Origin of the sequence: Nitrosomonas halophila, assembly GCF_900107165.1 — a bacterium.
Taxonomy (GTDB): domain Bacteria; phylum Pseudomonadota; class Gammaproteobacteria; order Burkholderiales; family Nitrosomonadaceae; genus Nitrosomonas; species Nitrosomonas halophila.
Window position 1 is genome coordinate 81375 of record NZ_FNOY01000005.1, and the last position, 11794, is coordinate 93168.

The 11794-nt window shown below is 52.7% G+C and carries 13 protein-coding genes; 4 read left to right on the forward strand and 9 right to left on the reverse strand.

Going from position 1 to position 11794, the window contains the following annotated elements:
• Position 1: 1 nt before the first annotated feature.
• A complete protein-coding gene (locus tag BLV85_RS02315) occupies positions 2-1141 on the reverse strand; it encodes a Do family serine endopeptidase (protein WP_090411748.1) in 1140 nt (379 codons plus the stop codon).
• Between the two features lie 36 nt (positions 1142-1177).
• On the opposite strand from BLV85_RS02315, the gene BLV85_RS02320 reads away from it, so the two are divergent.
• Together BLV85_RS02320 and mltA are read left to right on the forward strand one after the other, a co-directional pair.
• The gene (locus tag BLV85_RS02320; RefSeq protein ID WP_090411722.1) at positions 1178-1924 is read left to right on the forward strand and encodes a Nif3-like dinuclear metal center hexameric protein; all 747 of its coding nucleotides are present in this window, start codon (positions 1178-1180) and stop codon (positions 1922-1924) included.
• A 193-nt stretch (positions 1925-2117) separates the two neighbouring features.
• Positions 2118-3344, forward strand: coding sequence for a murein transglycosylase A (mltA, locus tag BLV85_RS02325; RefSeq protein WP_090411724.1), 1227 nt, complete (start codon positions 2118-2120; stop codon positions 3342-3344).
• A 6-nt stretch (positions 3345-3350) separates the two neighbouring features.
• Here mltA and BLV85_RS02330 read toward each other — a convergent pair whose 3' ends face one another.
• The 3 genes from BLV85_RS02330 to BLV85_RS02340 all read right to left on the reverse strand — a co-directional run bounded on the left by BLV85_RS02330 (position 3351) and on the right by BLV85_RS02340 (position 5834).
• A complete protein-coding gene (locus tag BLV85_RS02330) occupies positions 3351-4076 on the reverse strand; it encodes a DsbC family protein (protein ID WP_090411726.1) in 726 nt (241 codons plus the stop codon).
• A gap of 46 nt (positions 4077-4122) precedes the next feature.
• The gene (locus tag BLV85_RS02335; protein ID WP_090411728.1) at positions 4123-5292 is read right to left on the reverse strand and encodes a UbiH/UbiF family hydroxylase; all 1170 of its coding nucleotides are present in this window, start codon (positions 5290-5292) and stop codon (positions 4123-4125) included.
• Between the two features lie 104 nt (positions 5293-5396).
• A complete protein-coding gene (locus tag BLV85_RS02340; RefSeq protein ID WP_090411730.1) occupies positions 5397-5834 on the reverse strand; it encodes a protein YgfX in 438 nt (145 codons plus the stop codon).
• Between the two features lie 247 nt (positions 5835-6081).
• Here BLV85_RS02340 and ygfZ point away from each other — a divergent pair, with 247 nt between their 5' ends.
• Positions 6082-7131: a CAF17-like 4Fe-4S cluster assembly/insertion protein YgfZ gene (gene ygfZ / locus BLV85_RS02345; RefSeq protein WP_090411732.1), complete on the forward strand. Its 1050-nt coding sequence runs from the start codon at positions 6082-6084 to the stop codon at positions 7129-7131.
• A 106-nt stretch (positions 7132-7237) separates the two neighbouring features.
• Here the strand turns inward: ygfZ and BLV85_RS02350 are convergent, their stop codons facing one another.
• From BLV85_RS02350 to queD, 3 genes are all read right to left on the reverse strand, one after another.
• Positions 7238-7897, reverse strand: a complete 660-nt coding sequence (locus BLV85_RS02350; protein WP_090411734.1) for an ankyrin repeat domain-containing protein — start codon at positions 7895-7897, stop codon at positions 7238-7240.
• A gap of 2 nt (positions 7898-7899) precedes the next feature.
• Complete coding sequence (locus BLV85_RS02355) at positions 7900-8664, reverse strand: TatD family hydrolase (RefSeq protein WP_090411736.1); 765 nt, start codon at positions 8662-8664, stop codon at positions 7900-7902.
• Between the two features lie 275 nt (positions 8665-8939).
• Positions 8940-9407 (reverse strand): 6-carboxytetrahydropterin synthase QueD, encoded by a 468-nt coding sequence (gene queD, locus BLV85_RS02360; RefSeq protein ID WP_090411739.1) that lies wholly within the window; start codon positions 9405-9407, stop codon positions 8940-8942.
• A 16-nt stretch (positions 9408-9423) separates the two neighbouring features.
• On the opposite strand from queD, the gene BLV85_RS02365 reads away from it, so the two are divergent.
• A complete protein-coding gene (locus BLV85_RS02365) occupies positions 9424-10284 on the forward strand; it encodes a radical SAM protein (protein ID WP_176973898.1) in 861 nt (286 codons plus the stop codon).
• A 54-nt stretch (positions 10285-10338) separates the two neighbouring features.
• Here the strand turns inward: BLV85_RS02365 and BLV85_RS02370 are convergent, their stop codons facing one another.
• Positions 10339-10626: a helix-turn-helix domain-containing protein gene (locus tag BLV85_RS02370; protein ID WP_090411752.1), complete on the reverse strand. Its 288-nt coding sequence runs from the start codon at positions 10624-10626 to the stop codon at positions 10339-10341.
• Positions 10627-10801: 175 nt separating this feature from the next.
• On the reverse strand, positions 10802-11701 hold the full coding sequence (locus BLV85_RS02375) for an alpha/beta fold hydrolase (protein ID WP_090411741.1): 900 nt from the start codon (positions 11699-11701) through the stop codon (positions 10802-10804).
• Between the last annotated feature and the right edge of the window lie 93 nt (positions 11702-11794).

The following is an 11794-nucleotide window of genomic DNA, read 5'->3' on the forward strand; positions in this document are numbered from 1 at the left end:
CTTAGGTTGGACGTTTACCCACCAGGACTTGCACCTTTTGTTCCAGGCCATTGCGCAGAATTGTCAGCGTTGTGACTTTTCCGGGCGGAAGTGCCGCGACCTTGTTCAGCATTTCCGAAGAATTTCTGACAGTTTCTCCATTCACGGCAATCAGGATATCACCTGGCTTGATCCCGGCATCATCAGCTGGACCGTTCTTGAGTACGCCCGCGATCAGCGTGCCGCGAGTTCTTTCCAATCCAAACGATTCTGCCAATTCAGGGGTGATGTCCTGCATGCTGACACCCAGCCAGCCACGTACAACACCACCGGTCTCAATAATTTGTTGCATGATTTGTTTGACCGCACTGACGGGAATGGCGAAGCCAATCCCAAGAGAACCGCCGGTGCGCGAGTATATCGCGGTATTGATACCGATTAGTTTGCCTGATGTGTCGGTCAAGGCACCGCCCGAATTGCCAGGATTGATCGCCGCATCGGTCTGAATGAAGTTCTCAAAGGTATTGATGCCCACCTGAGAGCGGCCGAGTGCGCCGATAATCCCCATGGTGACAGTTTGCCCGACACCAAAAGGATTGCCGATTGCGAGCACGATATCCCCTACTTTGGCTTGGTCGGATTCACCAAAAGTAATACTGGGAAGATTATCGAGATCGATCTTGAGCACGGCCAGATCGCTCTCCGGATCCGAACCGATCGTGCGTGCCTTCGTGTTTCTGCCATCAACCAGTGCGACCTGGATTTCGCTGGCTGCTTCCACCACATGATGGTTGGTTAGAATATACCCTTCCGGGCTGACAATCACCCCAGATCCGAGACTGGAGGTCCGTTGCATTCTGGGGCTGTAGCGATCGCCGAAAAAGCGCTGAAAGAAGGGATCTTCCATCAACGGATGCTGTGGGGCCCTGACCTCTTTACTGGTAAAGATGTTCACCACCGATGGCATGGCCCGTTCCGCGGCGGCATTGAAACTGTCGGCGCGAGGAGCCGCCACGATCTCTGGCCCAGCAACTTCGCGTATGGTTGCAAGCTTGCCGCGCGGTGTCCAGGGCAGCAACTCAGGACGTAAAGTAGACACCACGAAAAAAATAGCAAGCAGAACAGTTGCAGTTTGTGCAAAAATTGACCAAAGTTTATACATGGCAGATATTAATCGCTTGAATTCGAAAGAGACATTATGCAACAAAACGCGTTGGAACAATATTTGAATGACCTGCTGAATACCTGTCAGTTCCAGGATTATTGCCCAAATGGTTTACAGGTTGAAGGCCGCGCAATGGTACATACCATCGTCAGCGGTGTAACCGCATCGCAGGCGTTGTTGGAGGCCGCGGTTGCGCGGCAGGCGGATGCGGTGCTGGTTCACCATGGCTATTTCTGGCGTGGTGAGGAGATGCGCTTGCGCGGCATCAAACGCCACCGCCTCGCCACCTTGCTCAAGCACAACATCAATCTCTACGCCTATCACCTGCCGCTGGACGCTCATCCCGAGCTGGGCAACAATGCCCAGCTCGGGATGAAATTGCACATCACGGAAGACGGCTGTTTTGGCGAACAGAATCTCGTGCGGCACGGCCACTTGGCTGAACGTACCAGTTTGCAAGCACTGAACGATACGTTGGAGCGAGTTCTGGGACGCAAACCGCTCACGATCGGTGATGCTTCCAAACCGGTTAAACGTATCGCCTGGTGCACAGGTGCAGCGCAGGGCTATTTTGAAGCAGCGATTGCGTTAGGGGTGGATGCGTATATCACAGGCGAGATTTCCGAACAAAACGTACACGCCGCAAGAGAGTCCGGTATCGCATATATTGCGGCAGGACATCATGCAACCGAACGCTATGGCGTCCAGGCGCTCGGGGAACATCTTGCGCACAAGTTTGGAATCATCCATCATTTTATCGATATAGATAATCCCGTGTGAGCCCGCATGCGCTACTCTTTTTTGTCGACTTCATCTTGCGCGTCAGCCTGTTTGTTCTTTTTCCTGGGAAGGGTCCACCAGATGATAAATGCTATCAGCGCCAATACCAATGCTGCTTCGAATGCCAATACCCACATATTTTTCAGATTTAATCTGTCATTTATAACGAACTTATAACTTTAACTGAATTCTGATGAAAACCCAATCGACATTGCTAGGGCTCGCAATTTTGTTTGGACTGTCAGGTTGCAAGACTGAAACAGCCGCCCCAAAACCTTCCATAGCAGAGAAGCCAATAGCCTCGACCGAAGTCCCACCGCCTTCCCAACATTCTCCGAAAGCACCCGCCATTATCCATGGCAAAGGTCTACTCCAGGCTTCTGACTGGGCCCGGTTGCCGGATTGGCAACAGACGACACTCTTGCCGACTTGGGGTACCTTCCTCCAGGGCTGTCAGCCTCTCAAACATCGCTTACTATGGCAGGAAATCTGCGCGCGTGCCGCAGCCATCGAGCGTCCCGATGAACTGACCATCAGGCGCTTCATGGAAAATCATTTCATTCCCTATCAGGTGGTTAATGCGGATGGCAGCACCGAAGGATTGGCCACGGGTTACTACGAACCTCTGCTCTATGGCAGCAGAAAACCTTCCAGCCGTTTCCGCTACCCCATTTATGCGCCCCCCGAGGATTTGCTGACAATCGATCTGGACAATACCCATGCCGACAGCAAATCCACGCTTGCACGGGGCCGCCTGGAAGGACGCAAGGTCGTCCCCTACTACACACGGGCGGAAATTGAAAACAACCGCAACCTATTAAAAGGCAGAGAACTCCTATGGGTGGAAGATCAGGTTGAACTGTTCTTTCTGCAAATACAGGGATCTGGCCGGATTGTGCTGGAAAATGGTGAAATAGTTAAAATAGGCTATGCTGACCATAATGGCTATCCCTATCGCTCCATAGGCAAGTTGCTCATAGAACAGGGCGAGCTGGCAGCCTGGCAGGCATCCATGCAAGGAATCAAACGCTGGGGCCAACAAAATCCGGATAAGCTCGAACCCCTGCTTCAGCAAAATACGCGTTTCATTTTCTTTCGCGAGCTACCCGCCAGTCTTTCCGGTCCGGTCGGCGCACTCGGTGTGCCGCTGACCGCTGGCAGAAGTCTTGCCATTGATCCGGACAGCATCCCCTTGGGGGCGCCGATTTATCTGGCCACAACCTGGCCCAACACTGCCGAACCCCTCAACCGGCTGATGGTGGCGCAAGATACCGGCAGCGCCATCAAGGGCGGTGTGCGCGCTGATTTCTTCTGGGGATATGGCAAGGAGGCCGAGACCCAGGCAGGCAAAATGAAACAACCGGCCAAAATGTGGGTGCTGCTTCCCAAAAAATATCGGCACCAGGCGCGCAAACCTTGACGATCGCTATTTACCGGCTGTCGCCTGGTTGAGCCGTTTTTCGATTTCAGCGAGTGGAATCAGCCCGGACACAACCGAACCATCGGCAAATATCAGAGTGGGCGTTCCCGTCACCCGATGTTGCTGCCCCGATTGCAATAATGTTTGCATCGGTGTCTCGCAATCCTTAGCGGCTGGCACAGTCGCCCTGAGCATGAAATCATCCCATGCCTTGAGCCGATCTTCAGCACACCAGATGGCTTTGGCAGTAGCTGCCGAGCCATTCAGGATCGGGTAAAGCAAAGTATAAATGGTCACATCGGTTACATTGACCAGCTCTTTTTCCAGCCGCTTGCAGTAAGGGCAATTCGGATCGGAATATACGATCAGGGTTCTTTTGCCGTTTCCCTTGACTGCCTTAATGGCATGCTCCAGCGGTAAGCTATCGATTGCAATCCGGCGCGCGTCCCGGATCTGTTGCATCCGCTCGCTGGTTAGGCTGACTCGGGTCTTGGTGTCCACAATGTGGCCCATGAAGAAATAATTCGCCTTTTCATCTGTATAAAAAATCTCGCCGCCGATAACCACCTCATACAGTCCCAGGAACGGCGTCTGGGTTAGGCTCTCGATCTCGCTTTCAGGAAAATGCGCCTGAATAGCTTTTTTCAGATCCGTCTCTTCGGCCAGGACGATTCCCGCAAGGAAACAGCCCAGCAAGCCCAAAAAACGGAATGATCGGAAAGATAAGGACATTGAGTTTCTCCTATGTAAATGGCTTAATCGCTGATGGCAGGCAGGTTCAACTCAGTGCGTGCTGCATCAACCTGGTTTTCAGAACAGGCAAGCGGTTGGTGATCTCGAATCCCAGATTTCTCAAACGAATGAGGGTTGCATGCTCGCTGCCAAACAATTTCTGCAGTCCGTCCGTGACCCATTCCAAGGCCAGAATGTCTTCTTTCCGGCTCCGCTCGTAACAACGTAAAAGATGATGTTCGCCGCAATCCCCCACCCCGTCAAACTGCAAAAGCAGATTGGCAAGTTCACGCGCATCCCGCAGCCCCAAATTAACCCCCTGCCCGGCAAGCGGATGAATGCCATGTGCGGCATCGCCAATCAGGGCCAGCCGTGGTTTGACAAGTGATTGGACATGCACGAAATTCAAAGGAAAGCCCAGTGGCGGCGTAATCAACTGCATCGCCCCCAGTGCGTGATTGGCAGCCTGAGCAACGAAATCACCCAACGCTTCCTCAGACAGCTCAAGCAACATATCGGCTCTGGATTTATTGGCTGACCAAACCATCGATACGCGCTTGCCCGGCAGTGGCAGCAGTGCCAGAATACCGTCACGGCGGAACCATTGAAACGCGATGTTGTGGTGGGCGCGCTCGGCCTGAAAATTGGCGACGATCCCGGTCTGAAAATAGCTATGGGATTGCGTACCGATACCCGCTTGCTCCCGGACCCAGGAATTGACACCATCGGCACCGACCACCAGAGCCGCCTGCAAACTGCGGCCATCCGCAAGCGTCAGCTCGGCATGCGATTCATGCCAGGTTATCGATGCGCACCGCGCTGGGCAGAATATCTCGACATTGGCTGCCTCGGATGTCAGCGTCTCCCAGATGGCATGCTGCAACTGCCGATTTTCGGCGATATAAGCAAGCTCCGGCACACCGCTCTCATAGGCGCTGAAATCAAGTCTGGCTGCCTGGTCATCGCCATGGACCTGCATGTCGTAAACGGGGGTAATGCGCGCCGTATCCAGCCTCTGCCAAGCATTCACTTTCCGCAGAAAATCGGCGCTCCCGGGGCTGATCGCATAAATCCGCCCATCCCAGCTCGCATCATCTGGAATCGGCACCGGCAAGCGCGACTCGACCACCGCCAGCTTCAAACCACTGTCCTTCAATGCGGCCAGCAGACTTGCTCCGACCAACCCTCCACCAATGACCACGATATCAAATTTCATAACTGGATTATACTAGGATAGCAAATGCAGATTATGCCTGATTTCTTCTCACAGGCGCCCTGCTCTACTCCATCGACAGAAAAAAAGGGGCTGCACGCTGCGTACTAGTCCCGAACATCCCGCCATTTCCAGCGCAACCAGACGCGCAGCAGCCTAAACGCCTCGGCATCGATTGCATCCGGCAGAATGACTATGGTGCGGCGCCAAACAGCATGTTCGGCTTTCAGGCAAAGTACGACCATATAGGATGCGACAAAAGTATTGCCATCAATACGGCAATCAAGATGGTTGTTTGTCAGCAGGCTGACCCGGCAGCCATTTCTGCCACTCAACTGCAATTTGACAATCGCCTGTGGCGAATTTAACCAGGCAAATTGCCGGAAGTAGTAGTATAGGCTGCCTGCCAGCAGCAGCGTCATACCAATTTTCAGCAGCACAGGCAAGGCTGTTGGCCACATCGCGCCCGCTGCCGCACCATGCGCGAGGCCCTGCAAAGCGGCGAGCTGTCTGGAGGCATGCAGCTGGATATTTAATTTAACCATGTTGATGAATGGGCCTTATTCTTCATACAATTCAGCTTTGCTGGATAATAAGGGCTCGTTAATAAATAACTTGAGCATACGCCCAAGTTATTTATTAACGAGCCCTAACCTCATTCGTGCATGCGCAGCCAAACCGCGACATGCCATATGCTGTTACCTGGCAGCACATCTTTTTGCAAGCTTACATCAGGCACAATACAGCTCTCAAGCAACTGGCAAATTTTGGATAATTTAAATAAATTCACCCATGAATTCTAATTGGTTTACATTTCTGGCAGGCCAGAATGCGCATATCGAATCCGGTTGCGTGCAGCATTTTGGCCATGCAGCCGAAGAACTGACCCATACCGAGATGGACACGGTATTGATTGATCTTTCTCATCTAGGTCTGATTCGTTTTTCCGGAGAGGATGCACACAATTTTTTACAAGGACAATTGAGCTGCGACCTCCGCACCGTCACCTCCGATGTCGCGACGCATGGCGGCTACTGCACGCCCAAGGGGCGTTTGTTAAGCAACTTTCAGATCTGGCAGGATCTCTCCGGGGAAGGCTACTGGATGCAGCTCCCCCTGGAACGGGTTGATGCCGTGATCAAGCGGCTCAGGATGTTCGTACTGCGCGCAAAAGTAACCCTGCAAGATGAAAGCGAAAATCTTGTCCGCTTTGGCATTGCGGGGCAGAAAGCCAGCCAGTTGCTGCAAGCCAGCCTGCCCAATGTCTCCATTCCGGCAGGACCGCTCTTGTGGGCGCCAATACCCGATGGGCAACTGCTGCGCCATAATGCTCAACGATTCGAGTGCATCACGACACCCGCCCACGCATCCTCGTTATGGACACGCATCCAGGAACAGGCTCACTGCGCAGGGGCCGAGTGCTGGGAATGGCTGGAAATCAGCGAGGGGATCCCCGCCATTCAGGCAGCGACCCAAGAACAGTTTGTCCCACAGATGATCAATCTGGACGCCATCGGTGGCGTCAGCTTCAAGAAAGGCTGTTATCCAGGCCAGGAAATTGTCGCGCGCACCCAGTATCTGGGCAAACTCAAGCGCCGCATGTATCGCGCGCATATCGATTCACCTTCGGTTGTGGCTGCGGGTGATGATCTGTTCAGTGCCGATACGCAAAATCAGGCTTGCGGGACGATTGTTCGCGCGGCCCGCTCGCCGGCCGGGGGATACGATGTGCTGGCCGTCGTTCAGATCAGTAGCGTGCAAGCCAGCACGATACACTGGCAGCGACCAGATGGTCTGCAGCTGACGTTGCTGCCACTGCCCTATCCGCTCCCGCCATCCTAGTACCCGGTACAGCCAAGGTCATGAAAACTGCCGCGAGCAGCGCATACAAATTTCCGACGCAGCGGCAGAGATTTGATCGTGCTCGTTCAGTTTGATCGTAATGGCGTCACTCAGTCACGCCGTTGCGTTCAAGCAGCTGCACCACACTGCGATGATCCCGTTTCTCCGCCCATTTGAGCGCCGTACCGTCCGCCTCGTTTCGTATCATCGCGTCCGCGCCATGTTTCAACAGCAATTCGACCGTATCGTAATGATTGCCGCGTGCAGCCATCATCAGTGCGGTCGTGCCGTTATCGGTTGTGGCGTTGACACTGGCCCCGAAAGTCAGCAGGAATTGTACAATTTCGCTATAGCCTTTACTGGCAGCATAGATCAAGGGGTTCCAGCCATCATGATCGATATTCGCACCCTTGGCATAGAGCTGCTTGACCAGCTCCAGCTGCCCATGATAGCTGGCCAGCATGATGGCCGTCTCGCCGTACTTATTCCGCAAATCGGGATCTGCGCCCGCTTCAAGCAACAATATCGCCAGTTTGGGTCGCTGATTGCGCGCAGCCAGCATCAGGGCAGTATATCCCTGAGAGTTGCGCACATTGGGATTCGCACCTTTGTCCAGCAAATTCTGGGTTTGGGAGGCGTTGTTGTTCTCCACTGCCCGGATCAAATCTTCATCAATACCGGCATGCACGGGCATGCTCAGAATGACCAGACAAAGCAAAAAAACAAGCGTGCAAATAGGGAAAATTGGTTGTGAGGTCGTATGCATGGTCAGGCCACCTTGAACAAGTTGAAGAAATTGTTCGTTGTCGTGGATGCGATCTCCTCCAGACTGGCTTCACGCAGCCGCGCGATTTCCTCGGCGACATGGCGTACAAATGCGGGTTGATTGGTCTTGCCCCGATACGGGACAGGCGCGAGGTAAGGAGAATCCGTCTCGATCAGAATTCTGTCGGCAGGCATTCTTTGCGCCACTTCCTTGACAATTTTCGCATTCTTGAATGTCACAATACCCGAGAACGAAATGTAGAAATTCATCTCGAGCGCACGCTGCGCCACTTCCCAGGATTCGGTAAAGCAATGCATGACACCGCCGATACGATCCGCCCCCTCCTCCTCCATGACGCGCAAGGTGTCTGCAGAAGCTGCACGCGTATGGATGATCAGCGGCTTGCCACATTGCCTGGCTGCACGGATATGTTGGCGAAAGCGCTCACGCTGCCATTCGAGATCACCTTGCAAGCGAAAATAATCCAGTCCCGTCTCGCCGATCGCAATGACCTTGGGATGATCCGCCAGTTTTGCCAGGCACGCGGCATCGGGTTCGCGCACATGTTCATAGTCAGGATGCACGCCGGCCGAAGCAAAAAGATGTGGATGCGCCTCAGCCAATGCCAGCACCCGCGGAAAATCTTCCAGATTCACACTGACACACAGGGCATGCGTGACCTGACCAGACTGCATATTCTGCAGCAACTCGGGCAGCTGGGCGGCCAGATCAGGAAAGTCAAGATGGCAATGAGAGTCAATAAACATAGTTATTGCTAATTTATCAAAAAGTTAACATGTAATTTCCAGCAGGATGCATGCCGTTCAGGACAATTCCTGGTCAGTTTTATGGTGCGCAAGTACACCCTACAAATAAAACCACGAATGCACACCAATGGACACGAATACTGAAAATGACTTCGATTGTGTTTCACCCGTAATTTGACCGGCTATCACACCTTCTCCCTTTCGCATGGCTCGACTCCATCCATGTGAACATCACCACTAAATCATTGGTGTGCATTCGTGTCCATTCGTGGTTATTAAGCACCCCGATCATACATGCCGCCCTTCCGGTCCACATCCGCCCAACAATTGGGGGTCTCAAACAGGCGCACATGCTCAAGCTGCAATTGATTGCCATACTTATCGCAGAAAGCCCGGTCGAGCACACCAAAAGCGATCAGCGCGAGGTTCTCGGCTGTAGGCTGGACCTCGAGCACAACCGTTTTATGATCCGGCAAGGATTGCAGAAACGACAATACCAGAGCATCCCCAGCGTAGACCAGGAACGCATGATCCCACTGATCGACGAGTGCTTCCTTAGCAATACGTTTTACCTCTGAAAAATCCATGACCATGCCTTGCTCAGGCACGCCGGCATCAGCGATAATGTGACCGGACAATGTGATCTCCAGCACATAGCGATGCCCATGCAGGTTGCGGCATTTGCTGGTATGCGTGGAAATCCGATGGCCCGCATCGAATTCAAACTTTCGAGTGATTAACATTCCGGAAATTATACCATTGCAACCTACAGTCAAACGATTGACTCCAGAAGATCACAGCCGCGACAGCGCCGGTCTAACCTATGTCTATCCGGTGGTTTCACGCCGGGCCGGCGGCCTGTCGATCGGAATTAATCTCAATCCGAATAATGCCTGCAACTGGCGCTGTCTCTATTGCCAGGTACCAGCGCTCAAACGCGGGAGCGCTCCGGCCATCGATTTGCCCAAGCTGGAACAGGAGCTGCGTGGTTTTTTGCATGAACTGATATACGGGCGTTTCATGCAGGAGAAAGTCCCGCCAGAAGCCAGAGTCATACATGATATTGCTTTATCCGGGAACGGTGAGCCCACTAGCGCCCAGGAATTCGAGCAAGTGATCCGGGTGATCGGCGAGGTGAAGGATGAATTTCCTTTGCCCGATACGCTCAAAGTTATACTGATCACCAATGGCAGCCTGATTCATCGAGAAACGGTACAAAATGGTCTCGGCCGGCTGGCCCAACTGAACGGTGAAATCTGGTTCAAGCTGGATAGCGTCACCAAAGCGGGCCGGTTGCAGGTCAATAACACCCGCATGAGCTTGGCGCGCATGCGTGAAAATTTATGCCTGGCAGCCTCGCTCTGCCCTACTTGGCTGCAAACATGCGTATTCAAGCTGGATGAAGCACCGCCCGCTCAGACTGAGCTGGATGCCTATATCAGTTTTGTCGACGCGCTTCTGCGAGACGGCGTCCAGATCAAAGGGGTATTGCTTTACACCCTGGCACGCCCGTCTTTACAACCCGAAGCTGCGCGGCTGTCGAAAATCAGCGAGGAATGGATGGAAACTTTTGCTGCCAGAATCAAAGCGCTTGGCATTCCCGTGAATGTCACCCCCTAATATTGATGGCCAACGGGTCATCCAATCAATTGACGATTGTGACAGCACAATACGCTATTTCAACTGCTTGGCCGATTTCTTCAGACTTTTATATAAATCAGGATACTGGGCCTTCAGCATCGCGGCTATGACCAGATCGTCCCGCTTGATTTTGGTCAAATCAATACGGTCTATATGCACAAGCCGCAACAGTTCTCTTACCGCCTTTGGCATTTCCCGTCCACTTTCATAGCGTGAACCCCCACTCTGGGTCACACCGACCTTGCTCCAAAACTCCTGCTGATTGAGTCCTAATTTCTGACGAATTTCTCTCGGGTTGGGTATTCTTTTAAAAAGTTTCATTTTATTTATTTTAAATATCACAAAGATGAGATGACAACTCGGACTGGCTGCTGATTACACTTCTCTTAATCGTCATATCAGACGGCAACTTAAGATGTCCTCACGCATATATCAACAGCATTTTTGGCCTTTTCTTCTCATCATACTGCCAATTGTCTGGAAGGTATTGCCATCCTTAGCTATGAGATTTGAATTTCAGTAAAAAATTCCTGATCAGACCAATTTCCCGAGAATCCATCAACATGGGCGCATGCCCGATACCCGGCAATTCGACAACATCTGCCCTGGGACCACGTAACTGCATTTCACCCGCCATGGCCGGCGGCAGAAGATCCGATTGTCCTCCACGCAGTACCAGGGTTGGCAATGCAAGCCGGTCCCAATGTGGCCACAGGTCAATGTCTTGTGCGATATCTGGTTGGAAACTGATCGCAATGGCGGGATCATATCGGAAGCCGACCGTTCCATCTGCATAATCTCGCGCACCATATTTTGCCAAATGATGCCATTGTGCATCACTCAGGTCGCCGCATGACCTCGAAATGCTCTTCATGTAGGCTTGCATTTGATCCAGGCTGTCGAAACGCGGATCTTTACCGACAAAATCCGCGAATCGCCTCAGAATCCAGGTTGGAATAAAAGGACCGATATCACTGATGGCCAGCGCGTTGAAATCAACTGGCAAATGTGGTCGTGCAGCCAGCATCATGCCAATCAATCCGCCCATGGAAACACCCACCCAATACAATTGCATACGCCCGGGTGCTTGGGTATGCACATGTCTGAGTATGTTCTCCACATCCGACAAATAAACCAGCGGAGAATTATAATCCAGCGGTCGCTTAAGCCAGTCGCTGCGCCCGCGCCCTACCATATCGATGCATATCACCCTGAAATTCTGTTGCAATGCCGCCGCCAGAAAATCAAAATCCCTGCAATTGCGGGTCAGTCCATGCACGCAGACGACAACATGTTCATTCTTCGGGTCTCCCCAGTCGGTGTAGGCCAGCCGGTGATGGCCTTGAGGTTTACCAGACTCGGTGAGTGTCGGGACAAATAAATGCTTCCATGGCAGTAACTATTCAGCGTATTCTTTCTCTCAGTCATTCTGCAACATAAAATCAGGCAGTTTCCCAGCGAAGAGCAGGGAAAGCGCCTCGGAAGCAGA